General features: G+C 69.2%; 18 protein-coding genes. 9 read left to right on the top strand and 9 right to left on the bottom strand.

The features are described 5' to 3' along the window. Positions 1-6: 6 nt before the first annotated feature. The 5 genes from AMK34_RS25980 to AMK34_RS25960 all read right to left on the bottom strand — a co-directional run bounded on the left by AMK34_RS25980 (position 7) and on the right by AMK34_RS25960 (position 4820). Positions 7-858 carry an ABC transporter permease gene (locus AMK34_RS25980; RefSeq protein WP_038515348.1) on the bottom strand — a complete coding sequence of 284 codons (852 nt, stop codon included), beginning with the start codon at positions 856-858 and terminating at the stop codon, positions 7-9. Continuing rightward, the gene (locus AMK34_RS25975; protein WP_073847065.1) at positions 855-1835 is read right to left on the bottom strand and encodes an ATP-binding cassette domain-containing protein; all 981 of its coding nucleotides are present in this window, start codon (positions 1833-1835) and stop codon (positions 855-857) included. Before AMK34_RS25975 ends, AMK34_RS25980 begins: the two co-directional genes overlap by 4 nt. Positions 1836-1858: 23 nt before the next feature. Beyond that, positions 1859-2413 (bottom strand): NADPH-dependent FMN reductase, encoded by a 555-nt coding sequence (locus AMK34_RS25970; protein WP_038515352.1) that lies wholly within the window; start codon positions 2411-2413, stop codon positions 1859-1861. A 101-nt stretch (positions 2414-2514) separates the two neighbouring features. Further along, on the bottom strand, positions 2515-3414 hold the full coding sequence (locus AMK34_RS25965; RefSeq protein WP_038515353.1) for an ROK family protein: 900 nt from the start codon (positions 3412-3414) through the stop codon (positions 2515-2517). Next, positions 3411-4820, bottom strand: a complete 1410-nt coding sequence (locus AMK34_RS25960) for an APC family permease (protein ID WP_073847064.1) — start codon at positions 4818-4820, stop codon at positions 3411-3413. Before AMK34_RS25960 ends, AMK34_RS25965 begins: the two co-directional genes overlap by 4 nt. A gap of 217 nt (positions 4821-5037) precedes the next feature. Between AMK34_RS25960 and AMK34_RS25955 the strand changes: the two genes are divergently transcribed. After that, positions 5038-5535 carry a hypothetical protein gene (locus AMK34_RS25955; protein ID WP_073847063.1) on the top strand — a complete coding sequence of 166 codons (498 nt, stop codon included), beginning with the start codon at positions 5038-5040 and terminating at the stop codon, positions 5533-5535. Then, positions 5532-6455, top strand: coding sequence for a hypothetical protein (locus tag AMK34_RS25950; protein WP_038515358.1), 924 nt, complete (start codon positions 5532-5534; stop codon positions 6453-6455). Before AMK34_RS25955 ends, AMK34_RS25950 begins: the two co-directional genes overlap by 4 nt. A 6-nt stretch (positions 6456-6461) precedes the next feature. Here the strand turns inward: AMK34_RS25950 and AMK34_RS25945 are convergent, their stop codons facing one another. Then, complete coding sequence (locus AMK34_RS25945) at positions 6462-7295, bottom strand: alpha/beta hydrolase family protein (RefSeq protein WP_241832851.1); 834 nt, start codon at positions 7293-7295, stop codon at positions 6462-6464. A gap of 184 nt (positions 7296-7479) precedes the next feature. On the opposite strand from AMK34_RS25945, the gene AMK34_RS25940 reads away from it, so the two are divergent. Then, positions 7480-8559 carry a J domain-containing protein gene (locus tag AMK34_RS25940; protein WP_073847061.1) on the top strand — a complete coding sequence of 360 codons (1080 nt, stop codon included), beginning with the start codon at positions 7480-7482 and terminating at the stop codon, positions 8557-8559. Between the two features lie 98 nt (positions 8560-8657). Here AMK34_RS25940 and AMK34_RS25935 read toward each other — a convergent pair whose 3' ends face one another. Next, on the bottom strand, positions 8658-11156 hold the full coding sequence (locus tag AMK34_RS25935) for a M14 family zinc carboxypeptidase (RefSeq protein WP_073847060.1): 2499 nt from the start codon (positions 11154-11156) through the stop codon (positions 8658-8660). Between the two features lie 235 nt (positions 11157-11391). Between AMK34_RS25935 and AMK34_RS25930 the strand changes: the two genes are divergently transcribed. Continuing rightward, the gene (locus AMK34_RS25930) at positions 11392-12081 is read left to right on the top strand and encodes a DUF998 domain-containing protein (protein WP_038515362.1); all 690 of its coding nucleotides are present in this window, start codon (positions 11392-11394) and stop codon (positions 12079-12081) included. An 8-nt stretch (positions 12082-12089) separates the two neighbouring features. Here the strand turns inward: AMK34_RS25930 and AMK34_RS25925 are convergent, their stop codons facing one another. Beyond that, positions 12090-12734, bottom strand: a complete 645-nt coding sequence (locus AMK34_RS25925) for a hypothetical protein (protein ID WP_073847059.1) — start codon at positions 12732-12734, stop codon at positions 12090-12092. 692 nt (positions 12735-13426) lie between these two features. Here AMK34_RS25925 and AMK34_RS25915 point away from each other — a divergent pair. The 4 genes from AMK34_RS25915 to AMK34_RS25900 are packed head-to-tail and all read left to right on the top strand — an operon-like array spanning position 13427 to position 17094. Continuing rightward, on the top strand, positions 13427-14740 hold the full coding sequence (locus AMK34_RS25915) for a helix-turn-helix transcriptional regulator (RefSeq protein ID WP_073847057.1): 1314 nt from the start codon (positions 13427-13429) through the stop codon (positions 14738-14740). Then, positions 14737-15441, top strand: a complete 705-nt coding sequence (locus AMK34_RS25910; RefSeq protein WP_038515366.1) for a hypothetical protein — start codon at positions 14737-14739, stop codon at positions 15439-15441. Before AMK34_RS25915 ends, AMK34_RS25910 begins: the two co-directional genes overlap by 4 nt. Next, a complete protein-coding gene (gene dcd / locus AMK34_RS25905) occupies positions 15432-16028 on the top strand; it encodes a dCTP deaminase (protein ID WP_038523765.1) in 597 nt (198 codons plus the stop codon). The genes AMK34_RS25910 and dcd overlap by 10 nt, the downstream gene beginning before the upstream one ends. Next, complete coding sequence (locus AMK34_RS25900) at positions 16012-17094, top strand: thiamine-phosphate kinase (protein ID WP_073847056.1); 1083 nt, start codon at positions 16012-16014, stop codon at positions 17092-17094. Before dcd ends, AMK34_RS25900 begins: the two co-directional genes overlap by 17 nt. A gap of 504 nt (positions 17095-17598) precedes the next feature. Here the strand turns inward: AMK34_RS25900 and AMK34_RS25895 are convergent. After that, a complete protein-coding gene (locus AMK34_RS25895) occupies positions 17599-20853 on the bottom strand; it encodes a S8 family peptidase (protein ID WP_073847055.1) in 3255 nt (1084 codons plus the stop codon). Positions 20854-21067: 214 nt separating this feature from the next. Here AMK34_RS25895 and fabG point away from each other — a divergent pair, with 214 nt between their 5' ends. After that, positions 21068-21829 carry a 3-oxoacyl-ACP reductase FabG gene (gene fabG, locus AMK34_RS25890; RefSeq protein WP_020637045.1) on the top strand — a complete coding sequence of 254 codons (762 nt, stop codon included), beginning with the start codon at positions 21068-21070 and terminating at the stop codon, positions 21827-21829.

Below are 21829 nucleotides of genomic sequence, written 5' to 3'. Positions count from 1 at the left end.
CCCGGTTCACTTGCGGTTGTAGAGCCGCATCGTCAAGGTGCCGAAGACCGCGAGGATGATCGCGCCGGCGACCAGCACCCAGGTGATCTCGCCGCCGTCCCAGTTCCCGTCCATCATCGAGCGCACCGCCGCGACCACGTGGGTCACCGGGTTCACTTCGACGAAGGCCTGCAGCCAGCCCGGCATCGTCTCCGGATTGACGTAGATGTTGCTGAGGAAGGTCAGCGGGAACAGCACCATCATGCTGACGCCCATCACCGACTTCTCGCTGCGCAGCAACAGACCGAACATCGTCCAGATCCACGAGAACGCGAACGAGAACGCCAGCAGCAGGAGGATCGCGGCGGCCACGCCCCCGACTCCCCCGGCGGGACGGAAGCCCATGATCAGCCCGACACCGAGGATCACCAACGAGGCGATGAGATAGCGCAGCATGTCGCCGAGCAGATAGCCGACCATCGCCGACGGCCGCCAGATCGGCAGCGTGCGGAACCGGTCGAAGACACCCTTTTCGATGTCGGTGTTGACCGAAATCCCGGTGTACATGGTGATCATCAGGATGCTGCTCGCCATGATGCCCGGCAGCACGAACTGCAGGTACTGCGTCGGCGAGCCGGACAGCGCGCCGCCGAACAGGTAGGTGAACATCAGCGTCATCATGATCGGGAACGCCGTGACGTCGAACAACTGCTCGGGCACGTGCTTGATCTTCAGCATCGCGCGCCACCCGAAGGTGATCGATGCCGACAGCGCGCTGGGGCGCTGGGGACGGTTCTTCGCGATCAGGACGGCGGCGAGATCCTCCGCCTTCGGTGCCGCGAGAACGGGTTCGTTGTCTTTGACTGCCGTGGTGCTCAAGCTGCACTCTCCTCAGGCGTTGCGGTGCGGTCGGTGAGGGCCAGGAAGACCTCGTCGAGGCTCGGCTGGCCGAGGGAGAAGGTGTCGACGACGATGCCGGCGCGGGCGAGTTCGGCCAGTGCGCGCGCGGCGTGCTCGGCGGCACCCTGTTCGGTGCTCTCGCCCGAAAGCCGGGCGGTCAGCGCGACGGGGTCCGCCTCCAGGAGCACCTGTGCCTCCAGGGTGCTGACGAGCAACGACTCGGCCGCGGGCCGCTGGTCGGCCTCGCGCAGGCGGACGTGGACGGCGCCCGCGCCGACCGACGCCTTCAGCTGCCCCTTGGTGCCTTCGGCGATCACCTTGCCGTGATCGATGACCGCGATCCGCGAGGCCAGCTGGTCGGCTTCGTCGAGGTACTGCGTGGTCAGCAGGACGGTGGTGCCGTGCTTCACGATCGCGCGCACGATGTCCCAGACCTGGTTGCGGCTGCGGGGATCCAGCCCGGTCGTCGGCTCGTCGAGGAAGAGCACGTCCGGGGTGTTGAGGATGCTCGCGGCGATGTCGATCCGCCGCCGCATCCCGCCGGAGTAGTTCTTCACCTGCCGTCCCGCGGCCTCGGTGAGGCCGAACGCCTCCAGCAGCTCCGCCGCCCGTGCGCGGGCGGCCGGTTTGCGGTGCCCGGTCAGCCTGCCGATCAGGACCAGGTTCTCGGTGCCGGTCAGGTCTTCGTCGACCGAGGCGTACTGCCCGGTCAGGCTCACCATGGACCGGACCGCGTCGGCGTCGCGGACGACGTCTTTGCCGAAGATGCGCGCTTCACCGCCGTCGGGGCGGAGCAGGGTCGCGAGCATCTTCACCGCGGTGGTCTTGCCGGCGCCGTTCGGCCCGAGGACGCCGTACACGGTGCCGGCCGGGACCTTCAGGTCGATCCCGTCGACCGCCCGGTTCTCGCCGAACACCTTGACCAGCCCCGAGGCTTCGATGGCCAGTTCACTCATTTTCCGTTTCCTTTCAGAAGCTTTCAGCAGACGTAGGGGCGGGCGGCACGCGCGTCGCGCAGAGCGAGGCCCCACCAGGCGAGTGCGTCGAGCAGGGTGGTCACGGCCTGCACTTGCCCGTCGGAGTCGAAGAGGGTGCCGTCGAGGAGGTTGAAGGCCACCGTGTCGCGCATGGTCACCGTGTGCAGCTCGGTGAAGATCGTGCGCAGCTGCTCCACGGCGTAGAGCCCCTGCGAGCGGTAGCCGTAGGAGACGAAGCCGACCGGCTTCGCGCGCCACTCGTCGTAGGCGCAGTCGATCGCCTGCTTGAGCGACGCGGGGAAACTGCGGTTGTACTCGGGGGTGACGACGACGAACGCCTCCGCCTCGTCGACCAGCCGCGCGAACCGCTTCATGTCGTGCGTCGGATGCTCCGGCAGCCCGGAGGGCAGGTCGAAGTCGACCAGGTCGAGCACGTCGGTGACGAGGTCTTCCCGGTGTTCCGCCTGGCCGGTGAACCACTTGCCGACGGTGTCCCCCACCCGTCCTTCACGGGTGCTGCCGACGATCACCGCGACCCGCAGCGGACTGACGTCCATGACCGACCTCCTCTCGCCTCACCCCTCAGGCGCGAGAAAGCCGCCGGGCTTCCGCTAGATCGGATCTAGCGGAAGCCCGGCGGCTTCGGTCGGTGATCTCGCTACGCGTCCAGCGCGATCGCGATCGCGCCCAGCAGGGACGCGTCCTGGTCGAATTTCGCCGACACCAGTTCCGGCGGGAACGGCACGGCCCGCGCCAGCCGCTCGCGCAACGCGGGCAGCAGGATGTCGGCCGAGCGCACCAGTCCCCCGCCGACGGCGATGCGCTGCGGGTCGAGCGCGATGGCGAGATTCGCGACGTGCATCGACAGTTCGTCGAGCGCCGCGCCGACGAGTTCCTTCGCCTGCGCGTTCTCCCTGGCGAGGCCGAACAGTTCGCCCGCGGTTACCGGGCGGCCGAGCAGCACACTCGCCCGGCCGCCCAGCCCACGCCCACCGACGGCCTCCTCCAGCGGCGCCGCTCCGCTGGCGAAACCGTCGGTGTCCTGCGGCGAGAGGAGGTTGTACCCGATCTCTCCCGCAGCGCCGTTGGCGCCGGCCAGCAGCCGGCCGCCGACCAGGACCGCCGCGGCGATCCCGGTCCCCAGCGAGAGGAACACCGCCGGATCGGTGTCCGCCAGTGCCCCCCAACGCCATTCCGCGAGCGCCGCCGCCTTGGCGTCGGTGCCCACCTCGATCGGGACGCCTTCGAACTCGGCCGCGACGAGTTCGCGCAGCCGCAGTTCCTCCCAGCCCGGCACGTTCGGCGCGAGCAGGATGCGGTCCTCCAGCACGATGCCCGGGCTGACGACGCCGATCGCGGCGAGCCGGTCCGCGGCGCCTTCGTCGGCGAGCAGTTTCCGCGCCGCGGCGAGCGCGCGGCTCACCACCTGTTCGGCGCCCGCCTGCGCGTCGGTGTCGAGCCTCCGGGTGACCAGCAGGCTCCCGGCTCTGTCCGCCAGCCCGATCGCGACCTTCGTCCCGCCGAAGTCGATCCCCAGGATCAGTTCTTCCCCCGTCACTGCCCGTTCCCCTCTGTCGCCCCCGCGAACGATTCCTGAATCCCCTTGGGCCCGAACGGCCACACGCGCTCCGCCTTCGCGTAGGCGAGGAACGCCGCCACGCCCAGCACGATCCAGCCCACCGAAAGCCCGATCGAGAGCCAGGTGGCGGAGAAGTAGATGTAGACCCAGCCGAGCAGCGCGATGATCGTCGGGATCGGGTAGAGCCATTGGCGGTACGGCCGCTCCAGCTCCGGCCGTCGCCGCCGCAGCACCACGATCGCCGCGACCTGCGCGAGCGACTGGATGAGCACCAGAACCGTCACCGCCGCGTTGATCACCGCGGTCAGCGTGAACAGCGAGCCGATCGCGGCGATGGCGCCCATCGTCAGCACACCGGCGGTCGGCAGGTTCAGTTTCGGGTGCAGTTTGGCGAACACCGGCAGGAACACCTTGTCGCGCGCGGCTTCGAACGGGACCCGCGAACCGCCGAGCAGGCCGGCGAACACCGAACCGATCGCGGCGATCACGATGAACACGGTGATGACCTTGGCCGCGCCCGTGCCCCACGCCTGTTCGAGCACGGTGGAGGCGACCGACGTGGCGTTCTTCAGCTCTTCCAGCGGGACCGAGCCGAGAACGCCGAGCTGCAGCAGGAAGTACAGGCTCATGATGCCGAGGATCGACAGGATGATCGAGCGCGGCAGCGTCCGGCCCGGGTCGCGCACCTCGCCGCCGAGGTAGGCGCTGGTGTTGTAGCCGAGGTAGTCGTAGATGGCGATGATCAGGCCCGCGCCGAGCCCGGCCCAGAACGCGCCGCCGTCGAACGAGAACGCGCCCGGCGTGAAGGCGAACGCTTGCGCGCCGTCGAAATGCGTGAAGGCCGCGACGATCACCGAAAGCGCGGCGAACAGCATGATCCCGAACAGGACGGTGGTCAGCTTCCCGATCTCGCCGATCTTGCGGAACAGCGCCAGCCCGATCAGGGCGATGATCCCGAGACCGATCACCTTGCCGAGCGTCGTCGTCCCGCCGTCGTCGGCGACACCGGGGATCAGGTACCCGAGGTACTGGACGAGGCCGATGATGCCGGTGGACATGATCAGCGGGATGAACAGCACCGCGCTCCAGGCGAAGAGGAACGGCATGAGCCTGCCGGTGCGGACGCCGAACGCCTCGCGCAGGTAGACGTAGGTGCCGCCGGCACCGGGGAGGGCGGCACCGAGTTCCGCCCAGATGAGGCCGTCGGCCAGCGCGATGACCGCGCCGATGAGCCAGCCGAACATGGCCTGCGGGCCGCCGAGGGTCACCACCATCGCGGGGATGGTGACGAACGGGCCGATGCCGCACATCTGGGTCATGTTGATGGCGGTCGCCTGGAGCGGCCCGATCTTCCGCTCGAGCCCCGGCCGCGGGGATGAACTCAAAACGCGCCTCCCTGTTAGTTAGTAAAGTTTCTTAACATAATTTCGGGCGTGTCGGAAGGCCACGCGGCGAAGTTGTCGCGCCCCGGTCCACCCGGGATTGCCCGAAAGGGCGGAATCGCGGGTAATACGCCCGAATGGACCAGCGCGGGACGTATCAGGGGCTCCTCGTTCCGCGTCCTTACCCAGAAGGACGTCTTTTCCGAGGACGGTGAGGTCCATGAAACGGCTGTTCAGCGTGGCGATGGCGATCGCCGCACTCGGGTTCGCGACCGCCTGCGGCGGGACGTCCGCGCCCCGCGACACGGCGCCGGGCGATCTGACGACCGACAGCGGGATCACCACGGAGACGGCTCCGACGGCGTCTTCCGACGCCCCGCCGACGGGACCGGGCCCGACGAAGGACTCCCCTCCGCCCGGCGTCGTGCCCGGAAGCCCGATCAGGTACAACAGCGACCTGCTCGGCACCGACCCCGCCACCGCCAAGGACGCCATCGAGCAGAACCTCGAACGTCTTTGCAAGAGCTCCCGGCGATGCGGGGTCTCGGTCGTGGTCGTGGGCGAGGGGAACTGCATCCGCAGCATCGGCCCGAATCCGGTCTACCCCGGCAAGACGATCACGATCCGGGCGAGGGCCTGCGAAACCGAGACCACGGAGGAAAGCTCGGCGCCGCCGAAGTCGGAAAGCTCGCAGCCGAGCGAAACCACCGGCGGATGAGCACCCGGCGGCCACTACGCCGGGGGCTGCGCGCCCCCACGCCGCCGGAGTCCGAATCCGCGGCGGGCCCGTCGCACGCGCTCAGGCTGGTCGGCACCGTGCTGGCCAACACGACCCTGCTCACCGCGTTGCTCTACTACTTCGGGCTCGTCTACACGCAGACGTACTTCATCTACTTCCGTGTGCACTACACCCTGCTCGGCCAGACACCGGACGAGATCTTCGGGCGCGGCGTCGACGGAGTGCTCCTGCCCCTGACCGCCGCCGCGGGCGCCGCGTTGGTGTTCCTCGTCCTGACCCGGTTCCTGAAGATCCGCCTCGGCGAGGGTTCGTGGGCCCGGCTACTGCGGATCTGCTCCCCCGTCGCGGGCGTCCTCGGCCTCGCGCTGCTCGCCGTCACGACCGCGATCGCCCTCGACCCGGAGCCGTTCCGCGACCGGCCCGGCGCGCCGGGGATCGGCTTCGCGATCGGGGTCCTGATGGTGCTGTTCTCCTGGCGTCACTGGACCGCGCACAGAACGGGAAGCACCCGGTCGAGCGTCGCGGAACTGGTGACCGGCTACGTCCTGGTGAGCATCGGCCTCTTCTGGGCGGTCGGCGACTACTCGGGAGCCGTCGGCACGAGCCGCGCCTTCGAGGCCTCCGGGGTGATCGCGACCAGACCGGCCGCGACCCTGTACAGCGCGGAAAGCCTCAACCTGACCGCGAACGGTGTCCTGCAGGTGAAATGCGCCGACCCCGAATCGGCCTACAAGTACCGGTACACCGGGCTGAAGCTGCTGCTCCAGTCCAGTGGCCAGTACGTCTTCCTCCCGGCGAACTGGCGGGCCTCGACCGGTGTCGCGTTCGTGATCCCGAAAACCGACAAGCTGCGCCTGGAATTCGGCCCGCCCCGCTCGGCGCCGCCACCCGGCTGCTGACGTGCGTCAGCCCAGGTGGCGCGTCAGCCACTCGGCGACCGAGTCGTCCACCAGTTTCGCGATCGGCAGCTGCGGCGCGGGCTCGATGCCCGGTTCTTCGGCCAGCGGATGGGCGAGACCGGCCACCCTGGCCAACTGGACGTCGTCCGGCCGGGCGTACCGCTCGCGCAGCGCGGCGACCAGATCGTCGGCGTCGGTGCGTAACGACGGATGGTCGTCCTCGCCGGAGACGAGCAGCAGCGGAACTTGGGTTTCCCGCGCCGATATTTCACCCGATCGTGCGACGAAGTCGAGCTGATCCGCGGCCTGTTCCGCCTCGTCGTTCCACGGATACGGCCGGCCCAGCAGGCCTTCCACCAAGCCGACCACCGAGCGCGCCCGCACGGCCGGGTTGATCAGGGCCGCCGCGCGGACCGGGATCTCCCGCGTGGCCAGGATCGTCAGCGCCACCGCACCACCGAGCGACCCGCCGACGACCGCCGTGCGGGAGGTGTCGAAGCCGAAGCGTTCGCGCAGTTCGGCCAGCGCGGCTGGGAATTCCAGCGCCGCTTGGCGGACGAACGGGTCGACGTACGCGAGCATCGCGTCGCGCCGGGCCCGTTCGACCACGGCGTCCATGCCGCCGTCGACCATTCTCGCGCCGCACAACGGCATTCCGAGATACACCCGCCATGCCGGCACCCCGGCCAGCGGCAACGCGGCCGCGAACGCCGCGTCGGAGCGGGGCGCGTCGATCATGTGCCAGGCGACCACCACCGGCGCGGGTCCGCTGACCTCGGCAGATGGCGGCAAGACGGTGAACGGCACCCCAGCGGCCGTGCCCGTGACCGGTTCTCCCACCGCGATCCTTCCTCGTGTGCTGTCGATCTCCACGATATCCAGGACGCGGCGGAGGCGGACCTCGTTCCGCCACAAGCGAAACAGTATGCCCGCGACGTCACCCCGACGCGCCGCGGAGGTGGTTGCGACCCGGCGGCGGCGGCCGAATAGTGTTGCGGCCCGGCCCTTTGGAGGTGAACCGCCCGTGCCCGACGTCGACTATTACGAGGTGCTCGGCGTGGGCAAGGCCGCCTCGGTCAACGAGATCAAGACCGCGTACCGGCGGCTGGCGAAGTCGCATCACCCGGACACCGGCGGATCCGCCCTCACGTTCCAGCTGGTCCGCGAGGCCTACGACACGCTGAGCGATCCGATGCGGCGCGCGGGCTACGACGCGGGCGGGCGCTCGGTGCGCGCCCCGATCCGGCCGCGGCCGCGGCGCCGCTTCGGCGAAGAACCGGGCTACGAGCCCGAGCCGGTCGTGATCGATCCGGACGACCTCGAATGGTGGGAATTCGCGGCACAGGACGAGCGCGTGCGCCACGGCCGCCGTCGCGGCCCCGGGCACACCCCCGTGGTGGCGGCGGTCGGCGGGATGGTGCTGGTCCTGCTGCCGGTACTGACCGGCGTCGGCTTCTCGGCCCCCACGCTGATCGTCTGGCTGATCCTGACCGCCGGCACCGCCCTGCTGGTGCAACGGCTCGCGCGCGGTTATCTGGCCGCCTCTCGCGCCAAGAACCGGTTCGCCGCCGAGTTCGGCGGGAAACGCGTGTTCGGCACTCCAGGCGTCGAGACCGACGAACTCGCCGAGCGCCTCACCGCCGACATGCTCGAGCGCTACCTGACCCGGCTGCCCGGCGCGCGGATCTTCCACGGCCTCTCGTGGCCGGACTCGGTGTTCGCCGACGTCGACCACGCGGTGCTGTGCGGGAAGCGGCTCGTGCTCGTGGAATCGAAGCTGTGGCTGCCGGGGCACTACGAAACCGGGGACGACGACCGCCTGCTGCGCAACGGGCGCGCCTTCCGCGGCGGCGGGAGCAGACTGACCGAAAGCCTCGCCGAATTCCGGCGGGTCCTGCCCGGCGTCACGCTGCGCGGGGCGATGGTCGTGTACCCGAGCCGGACCGGTGAGATCACCACGGATCCCGACGATCCCTCCCCCGCGCCGCCGATGACGCCGGAGCAGTTCCTGCACGAGATCGGCGGCTGGCTGGCGGCGGAGCCGTCCACTGTGGACACGGCGACTATGCGGGTCGTGCGGGACCGAGTGGTCGGCACCGTCTAGCCCCCTCCGCATTTCGTCCTCTGAATGCGTACGCGCGTGAAGGCCCCCTTCCCTCGGCTGAGCCGAGGGAAGGGGGCCCTCACGCGCAATACGAGGAACTACCGGCCCGAGCGCTCCTTCTTGGCGCGCGCCGACCGGGTGCAGACCTCACCGACGTCGACCGTCTGGCCGCGGTCGATGTAGACGTCCGCCAGCCCGACGAGCTTGCCCTTCGGCGACGTACAGGTCAGCTGGTACGCCTCCTTGGGACCGTAGGTCGGCGGGATCGGCGACTGGAACGACACACCGCCGGTCCAATCGTCCACAGTGGACGGGTTCGCCTGCGAGTAGTTGACCAGCACGGCCCGGTAGTCCCCGGCGGGCGGGTCGTACAGGATCGCGTGCTCTTCGGTGGTCCCGCCGTTCGCCGACGACGACACCATGTTGCCCGCGGCGTCGAAGACGTACAGGTCCCAGTCGGTGTCCTGACTGGCCCACTTGACGTCGACGCTGAACTTCCCGTTGTCGACCTTGGGGAGCCCGTCCACGTGGAAGGTGAAGCTCTCCGAAGCCGGGTCGGTCGGGTAGTTCGTGTTGATCGCCGGGACCCCGGGCGGGTTGGCGACCTGGATCGCCGCCTGCGCCGGTCCCTGCGGTTCGCGGCCGTAGCGGCCCGCGACGTAGGGACGGGTCGACGGGTTGATCGACCACGCGAACCGGCCACCGGTCGACGACAGCGACGAGTTCAGGTCGTCGGTCACGTAGATCGGCGGCTTCGTCGAGCCGTCCGGCTGCACCACCGGGGAGGTCGGCGTCTGGAAGGTCTTGTGCAGCTTCAGCTGGTAGCCCTTCGGCGCCGTACCGATCAGCGTCGAGTGCGCCGCCGGGTCGGCGGCGTTGGCCATCATGTCGATGAAGGCCGCACGGTTACCGCCCTTGCCGGCACCGGCCGCGGGAGCGACGCCGGTGTATTCGGCGACGACACCGGTCTCGAACGGCGGGTGGAACTCCGTGTTGCCGATCTCGAAGGTGAAGCCCCAGCCACCGGTTGCCCAGTACGACCAGTCCTCGGTCGAGCCGGTCGTGTCGTAGAGCGCCCACGACGGCTGGCTGGTGTATCCGTTGCGCGAGGCCAGCTTGTCGCCGAGCGCCTTGTACGCCGGCTCGTCGAGCGGCGGGCGGACGGCGGCGACACCCGGGACACGCAGCACCAGGTTCGAGAAGGTGTGCAACGTGATCAGGTTGGTCACCTGGCGGTTCGACACGATCGAGCGGATGTTCTGCGTCTCGGGCTCGGAGAACGGGCCGGAGCCGCGGAACGTGTCGCTGCGCCAGAGGGTCGACGCGCCGGCGCCGCCCCAGAAGCCCGCGTAGTTGCGGTTCGGGTCGGTGCCGCGTTCACGGCCGCCGGGGTTGGCCTTGCAGACGCCGGTCGCGAACTCCTTGGGCGAGTCGTTGACGTTGCAGTTCTTGCGCTTCATCTCGTAGTCGAAACGCGAGAAGTCGCCCTTGGGCTCGGCCTCACGGGAGATTTCGAAGCCGTCGGGGTTGACGATCGGCACGATGATGTTGCGCGTCCGGCCGACCAGACCGCGGATCTCGGGGTTGTTGCCGGTGTAGCCCTTGACCAGTTCGTGGGCCCATTCCATGGCGTGCTCGCCCGCCGGCCACTCACGGGCGTGGTGCACGCCCATGGTGAAGTTGACGGGTTTGCCGTCGGCGATGTTCTTGACGTCGGTCGCGACCTCGAGGCCGACGACGTCACGGCCTTCCCAGGTCGGCTGCGGCAATGTGAACGCCGTGGCGATCTTGGGATTCTTGCGGGCCAGTTCCTTGACCTCGAACTGGTAGTCGTAGAGGTGCCGGTAGCTCGTGCGCCCGGACGGCAAGGTGGAGCCCGGCGTCTTCGCGGCGTACTCGCGGTCGGTCTTGGCGTTCTGGATCGACCGCGCCGAAAGGTCGCCGTCGACCACCTTCGCTTTGAAGCCGTTGTCCGCCAGCGTCTTGCGGTCGGCGTCGTTGGCGAGGACGACCTCGACGCCGGTGGCGTCGGCCTTCTCCGTGACGTCCAGCCCGAGCCGGAGGAGTTTGTCCTTGTCCTGCTTGGCGGGCGTCTCGACCCGGACCAGTTCGGCGCGCTGCGGCGCGGGCGCGGCGCCGGTCGGGGTCCCCTGCGGCGTGAGCGCGAGGAAGTCGACCCCCAGTACCGCGTCGCGTGTCCGGCCGTCGTACCGGCAGGTCTGCACGACCAGTTTCTGGTCCTTCTTCACGAAGCCTTCGGCGAGCTCGTGGCTGCGCAACGCGGCGGACGCGGCGACCACGGCGCCGGTGGCCTTGTCGAAGACCGCGAGGTCCCAGTCTCCCTCGGTGCCGCCGCGCGGCGCCAGGCGCGCCTGCAGCAGACCGTCTACTGTGGACGTGAACTCGCGCCGATCGGTGCCGGACGTACCCGGCTTCTGCAGCGCGGCGAAACAGGAACGCGGCACGGCCTGGTCGGCCCGCACCACGTTGTCCGCGGCCCCCGCCGTCGTGGCCGACGGAAGTGCCACGAAGGCCCCGGCGAGTACCAGGGTCGCCGCGGTCCATCCCGCTCTTCGCCGGTTTGGTGAATACCCCACAGACTGACCTCCTTGGACAGTCCGGTGACCGGGTGAGGTCACCGGTAGCGAGACCCTAGACCCGCGACCCCGCCGGAGGGACCCGCCACAAGTCGCCTACACCTCTTTCGGCCCAACGATCTCACCGTCCGTGCCGGAACGATCACCGGCACGCGCGCCGTGGAATGGGACTTTCCTGTCGATTCCGACAGGTCGGCCTAAGAAAACCTTCAGGTTGGGTGGTTACCTTTCAACCATGACGACGCCCCAGGTCACCGCCAGGTCACCCTTGGCCCTGCTGGCCGCCGTGGTCTCCGTCGCCGGCGGAGCGCTGCTGATCCTGTTGCTGCAGGTCCTTCCCGCCACCAGCGACATCAGCCCGGTCCGCCGCACCATCAGCGAGTACGCGCTCAGCGAGAACAAGTGGATCTTCGACGTCGCGGTCCTGCTGGTCGCGTTCGGCTCGGCGATCGGCTTCGGCGCGCTGATCCGCCGCAAGCACCTTCCCGCGCTGTCCGCGGCATCGGTCTTCTGCGCGCTCTGGACGGTGAGCCTGGTGGTGATCGTGGCGTTCCCCAAGAACAACTGGGCGATCGGGCCGAGCACCGGCGGGACGGTGCACCGGATCGCGAGCGTCGTCGCCTTCGTCTGCCTGCCGCTGGCCGTGTGGTTCGCGGCGAAGGCCGTCTTCCCCTCCTCCCCCGCGCGGCGCGCCGTGACCCGGGTGCTCGCGGTGGCGGCCCTGGCCTGGTTCGGCGTGATCCTCGGGGCGATCGTGGTCTCGATGAACGGCGGCGAGCCCTGGTGGCGGGCGATCCCGCTCGGCCTGGTCGAACGCGCGATGGCGCTGACCGGGCTGGTCGCGCTGGCGTCACTGCTCATCCCCGCGCGCTCGGTCACCGCGCCGGTGACCGAGCAGGCCGAAGCCCTGGAGATCGCGTCCTGAGCGCTTCTTCACCGCCGTGCCGCGCGAGGAATTCCCACGAAGGGCGCCGGAAGGGGAATGGCGGCGCCGTCCGTCTGCCCGGCATAGCGCGGCGCGGGCGTGACCTCGACGGCGTCGTCGTCGGCGTCCTTGCGCAACCGCGCCGTGCACACCGAAAGGTGCACCACGTTGGCACGCTTGTGGTGGCGGTACACGTGGACGTCGGTGGCGAAGCACGCCGCGGCCAGCAGTGCCCGCCGCTGCTCGATGCGCTCGTAGCCGACCCCCGCCGGGCAGAACACGGTGACCTCGACCTCGTCGCCGCTCGGTTTGGTCCACAGGATCACCGGCAGCTTGCCGTCGAGGGTGCACACCCTGGCACGGGCGAACCCGGTCCGCAGCCGGTGCTGCACGACGACCGAGCGAAGCCGGTCGCGGACGAACCTCCGCGCCGATTTCCAGTAGAACAGCCAATTCGCGACGCCGAACAGCACGACCGCGCCCCAGATCGGGCCGGCCGCCTGGAACAGCGAGAACAGCGCGTACGGGACGACGAGGAGCGCGCCGATCTCGTACCGCCAGTGGTAAAGGGCGGTGATCGGGTTGGGCCTCCTGACCACCGTGATCTCCCTGGCCAGCTCGGCGATCGCCTGGGGTTCCTGCCAACGGCTCATGACCTTCCTCCTGTCCGTCCGGCGGTTTGCTCGGCGGCCACGGCCGCCGCGGGAATGGAGCGGACGACACCGACACCGGCGCAGTCCGGGCAAACGGCGTCCTCGTAGGGCCACCACCCCGTGCCTCCGCACGGTTCGCACGCGTGCACGGTGTCCCAGCGGGGATCGCGGTAGACGCGGCGCCTGCTGTTCGGCACCCGGGTCACCTGCCAGCCACGAGCGGCCGCTCTCGAGTCCTCGCCGGACGCGAAAAGCCATTCGTGGAAGCGTTCGAGAAGTCGATCGAACCAAGATCGGGGCGCTGCCGTGTGGTTCTCGTGGTGGGACATGAGGTTCACCCCCGATGCGGCGAAGCACTGACTCGGGTCGGCACACACGACGCCTACTCCGGCATTCGTGTGACCCGCAGGCGACGCGAACCGAATCGGATGCACAGCGTTACGATCAGATGGCTGACAGCATCCGCTCTTCGGTCGTGCCCTGTTCGGCCCATGTCTCGCGGCCGGGTGGATCGCGAACCCCAGGACCAGGTAGAACAGGCCCGGATTCGGCTACTCGCACGTTGTGACACGACATTGACCGACGCGCCAGCGCGGTCCGATTCGCTTGCTGTACTCTCCCCGTTGTGTGCACGTTCAGTCACCGCCCTACTTTGCCTACTAAAGGTAGGTAAGCCTGTGTCTAGTGCCTACATGAAGCCTACATCGGCCGGACGGCGGCCGGTAAGCCCCGATGCGGAAACCGTTACCGCGTCGGGAGTCGGACGTGAGCTGCGGCGGCTGCGCAAGGCCGCCGGGGAAACCCAGGCGGAAACCGCCCGGATCATCGGGGTGACCAGGGCGAACCTGACCCAGTGGGAGACCGGGAAATACCTGCCGTCGACGCATAACGCCCGCCAGCTCGACGACCACTTCCGCGCCGCGAACGCGCTGTTCACCCTGGTCGAAACGGCCCGTTCGCCGCAGGAACACACCGCCCCGCCCCTCGTCGGCGACGCCGGCGTCGTCGACACTTCGCGGTCGCTGCTGCAGGTGTTCCACACCGTCGGCGCCAAACTCGCCGAGCGCCTGATCCGCGACGAGCACGGGAAACCGCTGGGCTGGCGGCACAATCTGCAGAAGAGCACCGGGCCGAAGGCGCTCAGCACCGCCTACGGGATCAACACCATGCTGGTGGTAGGCGATCCCTACATCGACCTACATACGCTCGCCGAAGATCTCTACCGGCTCCAGTCGGCGCACGGCTGGAGGGGCCGCGCGGGCGGCAGGCGGCCGGAGACCACCGCGTCGGTGGTGGACGCGCTTTTCCGCACCAGCACCATGTCCGCGGACGACGGATTGGAACAACTCGAAGGGTCGCTCCTGATCGGAGACGAGCTCGACCCGTACAGCCGGACCCGTCCGTACCTGTTGTCCGCCGTGTTGCACACGGCGGTCCGGCTGCGGCCGGACGCCCCGCTGACCGACCGGCTGATCGACGCCCTCCTGGCGGCCCGGCTCGACTTCGACGGCTCACTCCTGTGGCCGGAGAAGAACGAGGCCGGGCTCGTCGCCCCGGAGGCTTCGGTCGTGCACACCGCGCGGTCGGTCGTCGCCCTGCGGGACGTCCTGCGCAGCCGTGAAGATCGCACCGACGTCCGTGAGGCGGCCGACGAAGCCACACAATGGCTCATCGACCGATCCCATTCGGACGATGGCGTGGCAGAGGATCTAGAGAGGCCTCGCCCCGACGGTGAAGGAACGACCCGGATCATCATCCGGCACTTCACCTCCGCCTGGGTCGTCCAAGCGCTCGCCACCGCCCCCTTCCTGCCACTCCCCCGGCTCAACCGGGCGCTCGGAACCCTTTGGGAGCGCTACGACGCCGATCAAGGGCTCTGGGCGTGGGAGAGCGGAGATCTACCGATTTGGCAGACCTTGGACGCAGTCACCGCGCTCCGCGCGGCCGCCTTCGCCGCCGCGGCGCCCCCGCTCAGCCCTCCAGGAACTCCAGGTACAACTCCATGATCGACACCCCGCCATCGACCCTCGCCGCCGTTCCGGCGGACGGTGACGCCGACCTTCCCTGGCTGCGCACGGTCGCACACCGGGTCCAGGAATCCCCCGACGTTTTCCTTTCGTGGCTTGAAGAAATCCTCGGTGACGAAGAAGCCGTCCGCGCCGCGGCGAAGCGTTCCTACTGGCATCCCAACGGATTCGCCAAGATGGTGCTCCACGCCTCGCCCGATTTCCGGATCCGGCTCCACGTCTGGCCGGAATCCGCGGAACCGTCACGCGGCGAATCCAATCCGCACAGTCATCGGTGGGAATTCGCCTCGACCATCGTCGCGGGCGAGGGCCTGCACATGGTCGAGTTCCACGAAACGGCCGAGGGCGGGAAGCCGTATGCCCGGTACCGCTACGGCGCCGACCCGGCGAACCCGGCCGCGTTGCTCGCGGACGGCGAAGCCCGCCTCGAAGTGGACAAGACCCCGCACGTCCGGCTCGGCGAGGTCTACTCGTGCGACACCGGAATCGTGCACACCGTACGGCCGATCGCGGCCGGATTGACCGCGACGGTGGTGATCCAGGGGCCGCATCGCACCAGCACCACCGTCGTCTACTGCGAGCCGGGCGAGTCCGACGACCAGCCCAACGGCGAACTGACCGAGGCCGATTTCCGCGGCCTGGTCGGCGCCGTCGCGGAAGCGGTGGCGTCATGCCGCTGAGCTGGCCCGCGCCACGCCGCGGCATCCTGACCGACAGGGCCATCAGACGTGCGCACCGCAGCGGGGAACTCACGATCACCCCGTTCGAACCCACCCTCGTCCGCCCCGCCGCGATCAGCCTGCGGCTCGGGCACGAGGCGTTCGCGCTGGAATCGACGGGGACCGTCGACATCGCCGACCGGAGCACGTATCCGGAACTCCGGCCGAAGGAACCCGACGCCGAAGGACGGCTGTGCGTCGACCCCGGCGAGGTCGTCCTCGCACCGACGCTGGAGAAGATCGGGCTTTCGGAGCGGCTCGCCGGGCTCGTCGACGGCACGAGCGACTACGCGCGGCTCGGCATCAGTGTCGTCCTTTGTGGACAGGTCAGCCCCGGTTTCGGCAACGAGAAGGGCGCCGTGCTGACCTTGGAGATCGTGAACCATCTGCGGCATCCGGTACTGCTGCACCCCGGAGCGCGGATCTGCAACCTGATGCTGTTCGCCTCCACCGGAAGCGAACAGCCCTACGGCACGCTGCCGCACAACTATTCCAGCGACCACAACGTGGCCCCGTCCCGATTGGCGGATCATGTCGGCCGTAACTGAACTCTCGCCGGTCGGCGACGACGTCCGCCTCGGCGACCTCGGCGAGCACGCGATCCTGGAGCACATCCTGCGACCGCGTTACGGCGGTGTCCGAGGGTTCGGTGACGACTGCGCCGTCCTCGACGCCGAAGAGGGGCTTCGCGGCGACCTGGTCGCCACCACCGACAGCTGCCCCACGCCGCTGGTCACCATCCTGGGCGAAACGGATCCGTACCACGCCGGATGGCTGCTGGCGACGATCAACCTGTCCGATCTGGCGGCGGCCGGGGCCACGCCACTCGGCCTGGTCGTCAACTACACCCTGCCGAAGACGACCACCGCGGGTGAATTCCGGCGGCTCCTCGACGGCGTGGACGACTGCACGAAGAGGCACGGGACCAAGGTCGTCGGTGGCGATCTCCGGGACGGTCCGGTCCGGCAGCTCACCGCCACCGCGATCGGCCGCTGTGTCCCCGGCGGCAGGCTCGGGCGGTTCGGTGCCGAGGTCGACGACCGTCTGCTGCTGGTCGGTTCGCCCGGTTACCTGTGGTCGTACGCGTTGCTCGTGGAACAACAGGCGCGGCTCTCCGATCCGGTCGTCGCCGGGATCCGCGAGCGTGCCTGTAAGCCGATGGCGCAAGTGGCCGCCGGGAACGCGCTCGCCACGGCGGGGCTGGCACGTGCCGCGATGGACGTCTCGGACGGGCTTTTCCCGACCGTGCGGACGCTGTGCGGGGCCAACGGCCTCGGCGCACGGATCACGACGGCCATCCGGCTGGACGAGCCGCTCGCCGACGTCTGCGCGCAGTCGGGACTCGGCCGGTTCGAGCTCGCGCAGGCTTGGGGCGACTGGACGCTCGTGGTCGCCGTGCGGCCGGAGGACGTCGAGCTCACCAAGAAGACCCTCGCCGGTGAAGGTGTCGCGGCGCAGGAGATCGGCGTGCTCGTTCCCCGCCAGGAAGGCATTTCGCTGGACGACGGCGAGCCTTGGGAAGGGATCGCGCAGGAGCGGTTCTCGCCCAGTTCGTGGCACGGTGGCGAACTGCCGCGGCTGATCACCGAGGTGCTGGGCAAGCGGGCGAGCTGATCCGCGCCACCGCCCGCCGCCGCTCGCTGAAGTACATGAAGGCCCCCTTCCTTGCGTCTAGCGCAAGGAAGGGGGCCTTCATGTACTTGGGAAGGCGTGAAGGTCGAGTTTCCTCGGCTCAGCCGAGGGAAGGGCCTTCACGCGCAGTCGCTGTGACTGCTGGTGCATATGGGACGCATGTGGCGATCATCGAGTCCGCGAAGGCCTTCTTAAGGGACTCTGAGCCCCTTAAGGCGAACCAGCATTTGTGTACTTACGTCCGACCTGCGTGGGAGCGACGACCGAGTGGGGAAGATCCTGGACGTTGGACGGCCGGAATCTTCCCCACTCGCCCAAGACGACAGCCAGCCTGAGCTTTACTGCCCCGTCTCCCTACCAACGGGGTCGACCGTGGAGGATTCAGGACGCACAACGTCCCGAATCCTCCACTCGGCCCCGGCCACACCAGCGGGTCAGCAAATACGGAGTCCCTCAAGGAGGCCTTCACGGACCGACTCACGGCACCTACCGCAGCCGATAAGCGTTCATCACCGTCTGAGTCACCGAGTTCCCACCGGAGTCCGTCGCGGACAGCCGCAGGGAGACGAACCGCGCGGAACCGAACGGCGGCGCCGCCACAAAGGCTTGCCGATGTGAACCACTCCCGAAAACGAACTGCCGGTGCCAGGTCTTGCCACCGTCGAAAGACGCTTCGGCGGTGACCTGCCGGACGCTTCCCGTCGGCCGCTCGACCTCGATCGGGACGGCGAGCGGGAGCAGGCGCCAGGCATCGTTGGCCAGGCCGAGCGACGGTGTGGCCCGCAGCGTCATCAGCGGTAGTGGTGTCTCGACGGCCGTCCGCTGCGAACGGAAGTTCCACGACACCACCACATTGCCCGACAACTCGGCGTTGCCGCCGTCCGGCCGTTTCGCGTCGACGGTCAGCGTGTAGTCGCCCGCTTCCGGCGGCACGGTGAACGTCACCGGGCCCGAGACCGGCCAGAGATGGCCCGGAACCTTAGGCACGGAGCCGATTTCCTTCCCGTTCCGCATCAGCCGGGTGGTGCCCTCCACCGCCGACACGCTGACGTGATCGCCGCGCGTCGCGAGCAGCGGCAGCAGGACACTGAGGGTGTCGCCGTCGCGCACCATCTTGGTCAGTTTCGCCGACGTCGGCCCGACGACGGCACGATTCCACTCCTCCTGGACCCGTTGCCCCGCACGGTATTCGACGCCCGCCGCGGTTTCCTGCGTGCCGCTCCAGACTCCGTTGGTGGGAAGCCGCTCCACGAGGAGCCGCTTCAGCCAGCGGATCTTCCCGGTGCTGTGGAACTCCTCCCGTGTCGCGGGCAATGTGGCCTGAGCGGTCAGGAACCAGGCGTTGCCGAGGTCGTTTTCGTTGTCGTACGGCGAAGGCAGCACGTGCAGGTTGCCCCATTGCTCACCGGTCGCGGCGTAGGTGGCGGACACCTTGGCCAGTTCGTGGTCGCGCACCCGGTACGCCGAAACGTCGGGAACGCGGCCGTTGCTCGGGAACTGCAGGTTGTAGACGTAGGGACTGTTCTCCGACCTGCCTTCGCTCGTCTGCTTGCTCAGCATGGTCGTGACGAGGAAGTCGAAGTCGGGCACGGCGGTGCGGGTCGGCGCGACGTAGGCGTACTGCTCGTCGTGGAAGAGCCTCGGCTGGTACCACTGATAACTCGTGCTCCCCCGGTCGGCGACGCGTTCGGAGAAGGCGACGATCTGACCGTTCGAACTGGCGTCCCGGCGATCGGTCCGCACCGTCACCGGTTTCGCCAGCCGCCCGTCCAGCACGACTTCCCGGTCGCGATCGAGCACGAAACCCGGTTCGCTGACCAGGCTCGCCCCTGACGTCTCGGAGATCTCCGAGACGAACAGGTACCGGCCTTGCGGCAACAGGATCGGGCCGCCGCCGTCCGTCGCGGACAGGACCTTCCCCTCGCCACTGTCCAAATTGGTCACGAACACGAAGCCGTTCGCCTTGCCGCCCTTGCGGTCGATGAGCTTGATGTCGGCCGAGAACATCTCGCGCTGGAGGTCGGCCCCGACAAGGCCGCGTACTTCCACTCCGGCGGCCGTGGCCAGCAGGGTGCCGCCATAGGTACCGCGCGGCTTTTGCCCGGGGTTCAGCGTGACCACCGCGGTCGCGGTTCCGCCGGCGGGCACCGTGATCCTCGGCCGGTCCACCGAGAACAGCCCGTCGGCCGCCGGTTTCCCGCCCTCGTCGCGAACGTCGAGCCGCAGATCCAGATCGACCGGGGCGGCGCCGCTGTTGCGGTAAGTGATCTCCCGGGTCAGCGGTTTCGGATCGGCCACCGGAATGGTGCCGAAGGCCAGCGTGGTGATGTCGGCGTTCACGCGCTGCCCGACCGCCTTGGCGACGTCGACCCGGCCCGTTCCCTGCTGGAAGACGGTCAGCCCGTCGGTCGGCTTCGCGGTGCCCGTGAGCCCGGCCTTGATCCGCTCGGGCCCCCAATCCGGATGCTGCTGGACGAGCAGCGCGGCCGCGCCGGCCACGTGCGGTGTCGCCATCGAGGTGCCTGACATCGGCTGGTGGTCGCCACCCGCTTTGGCCGCGACGATCGCCACTCCCGGCGCGGTGATCTCCGGTTTGACCGCGTTGTCGCCGCGCCGCGGCCCCCTGCTGGAGAACGACGCCAGCGCGTCGGCCCGGTCCACCGCGCCGACGGTGAGCGCCGCGTCGGCGCTGCCCGGCGACCCCACCGTGCCCGCCCCGCGTTCCCCTTCGTTGCCCGCGGCGATCACGAACAGCACGCCGTGCTCCTTGGTGAGCCGGTTCACCGCGGCTTCCAGCGGGTCGATGTCCGCGCCGTCCTCGCCGCCGAGGCTCAGGTTGATCACCTTGGCGCCCTCGGCGACCGCCCACTCCATCCCGCTGATGATCTCCGACCAGCCGCCGCTGCCGTCGTCGCCGAGCACCTTGCCCGCGAGCAGCCCGGCGTCGGGCGCGACCCCCTGGAACCGTCCACCGGACCCGAGGATCGTCGAGGCGACGTGGGTGCCGTGGCCGTGCCGGTCCGTGGGGTCCCCACCGCCGGAGAAGTCCTTGGCCGCGACCACTTTGCCCGCGAGATCCGGGTGGCGGGCGTCGACTCCGGTGTCCAGCACGGCGACCTTGACGCCCTTGCCGGTGAACCCGCTCCGCCAGGCCTCCGGCGCGCCGATCTGCGGCACGCTGCGGTCGAGGTTCGCCTTGACCCTGCGGTCCAGCCACACCTTCCGCACCGAAGCGGCACCGGGACCGGTCAACGATGACCAGAACTCACCCGCGCGTTCCTTGGGCTGGGCGAATGCGGTGGCGCCGATACTGTCGAGCCGCCGCCCCGCGGTGGCCACCGGGCCTTCCTGCCGCACGATCAGCGGAAGCGTCGATCGCGCGCCGTCGTCGTATCCGTCGGCGAGCAGCCGGTCGATCCGGAACAGCCGCTCGTCGAGCACCCCGCTCGCCACGAGCGGCAAGGCGTCGGCCGGGTAGACCGACCAGCCGTTCTTGTCCTGGCTGCGCCGGAACCCCATCCGTTCGCGCCCCGGCCCCGGGTGGACGGCGAGGGCGGGCACGCCGCCCGGCCGCTCCTGCACGGTGAGCCGGTCTCCGGTGATCAGCGTGAGGGTGCGCGGCGCGGGCAGGACGGCTTGATCCGGCGGCTGTCCGGGAGCGGCCGACGCGACTTGCACGCCGGTCACTCCGAGCACGGTCACCAGGAGCAGACCGGTCAGGACAGGGGCTCTTCGGCGCATGTGGCACCTCCGTGTGCGCTCTTCTCGGTGAGCCGAGGCTTGCGGAAGTGCAGGTCGGGGCGCCAGACGACGGGACGATCAGCTCGCCGGGACTGGCCGTTCGGGCACCCGTGATTACGATCACAGCGAGACTTCTGGCCTGACATCTCTGCAAACCGACCGCTCAGTACGGCAGACTCGACGGCACTTCCACTCGACGACGAGGAGAACACCCGTGACCGAACACCCCTCCCGTGTAGCGATCGTCACCGGCGCCGGCCGCGGCATCGGGGCGGCCGTGGCCAAGCGGCTCGCTTCCGACGGATTCGCCGTCGGCCTGCTGGACCTCGACGAGGCCGGTGTCAAGCAGGGGGCGGAAGCGATCGTCGCCGAGGGCGGCAAGGCCGTCGGTGTCGCGCTGGACGTCAACGACGCCGCGCAGGTCGAAGCCGCGGTGACCCGGGTGGCCGAGGAACTCGGCGCGCCGACCGTGCTGATCAACAACGCCGGCATCACCCGCGACAACCTGCTGTTCAAGATGACCGAACAGGACTGGGACTCGGTGCTGGGCGTGCACCTGAAGGGCTCGTTCCTGATGACCCGCGAGGTGCAGAAGTACCAGACGCAGGAGAAGTGGGGCCGCATCGTCAACCTGTCCAGCACCTCGGCGCTGGGCAACCGCGGCCAGGTCAACTACTCCGCCGCCAAGGCCGGCATGCAGGGCTTCACCAAGACCCTCGCGATCGAACTGGGCAAGTTCAACGTCACCGCGAACGCCATCGCCCCCGGGTTCATCGCCACCGACATGACCGCGGCGACCGCCGAGCGGATCGGCATGTCGTTCGAGGACTTCAAGGCGGCGGCCGCGTCGCAGATCCCGGTGCAACGCGTCGGCACCCCCGACGACATCGCCAACCTCGCGTCGTTCCTGGTGAGCGACGGCGCCGGATTCATCTCCGGCCAGGTCATCTACGTCGCCGGCGGACCGAAGGACTGA

The sequence above is a fragment of the Amycolatopsis sp. CB00013 genome (assembly GCF_001905755.1).
Classification (GTDB): Bacteria; Actinomycetota; Actinomycetes; order Mycobacteriales; family Pseudonocardiaceae; genus Amycolatopsis; species Amycolatopsis japonica.
The sequence above is the reverse complement of the archived record's forward strand: the minus strand, read 5'-3'. Positions and strand labels throughout refer to the sequence as shown.

What these genes read in the sequence shown, in the direction of transcription:
- AMK34_RS25975 (WP_073847065.1), bottom strand. Translation starts at nt 1,835, where the DNA reads ATGAGTGAACTGGCCATCGAAGCCTCGGGGCTGGTCAAGGTGTTCGGC.
- AMK34_RS25970 (WP_038515352.1), bottom strand. Translation starts at nt 2,413, where the DNA reads ATGGACGTCAGTCCGCTGCGGGTCGCGGTGATCGTCGGCAGCACCCGT.
- AMK34_RS25955 (WP_073847063.1), top strand. Translation starts at nt 5,038, where the DNA reads ATGAAACGGCTGTTCAGCGTGGCGATGGCGATCGCCGCACTCGGGTTC.
- AMK34_RS25950 (WP_038515358.1), top strand. Translation starts at nt 5,532, where the DNA reads ATGAGCACCCGGCGGCCACTACGCCGGGGGCTGCGCGCCCCCACGCCG.
- AMK34_RS25930 (WP_038515362.1), top strand. Translation starts at nt 11,392, where the DNA reads ATGACGACGCCCCAGGTCACCGCCAGGTCACCCTTGGCCCTGCTGGCC.
- AMK34_RS25925 (WP_073847059.1), bottom strand. Translation starts at nt 12,734, where the DNA reads ATGAGCCGTTGGCAGGAACCCCAGGCGATCGCCGAGCTGGCCAGGGAG.
- AMK34_RS25915 (WP_073847057.1), top strand. Translation starts at nt 13,427, where the DNA reads ATGAAGCCTACATCGGCCGGACGGCGGCCGGTAAGCCCCGATGCGGAA.
- AMK34_RS25910 (WP_038515366.1), top strand. Translation starts at nt 14,737, where the DNA reads ATGATCGACACCCCGCCATCGACCCTCGCCGCCGTTCCGGCGGACGGT.
- dcd (WP_038523765.1), top strand. Translation starts at nt 15,432, where the DNA reads ATGCCGCTGAGCTGGCCCGCGCCACGCCGCGGCATCCTGACCGACAGG.
- AMK34_RS25900 (WP_073847056.1), top strand. Translation starts at nt 16,012, where the DNA reads ATGTCGGCCGTAACTGAACTCTCGCCGGTCGGCGACGACGTCCGCCTC.
- AMK34_RS25895 (WP_073847055.1), bottom strand. Translation starts at nt 20,853, where the DNA reads ATGCGCCGAAGAGCCCCTGTCCTGACCGGTCTGCTCCTGGTGACCGTG.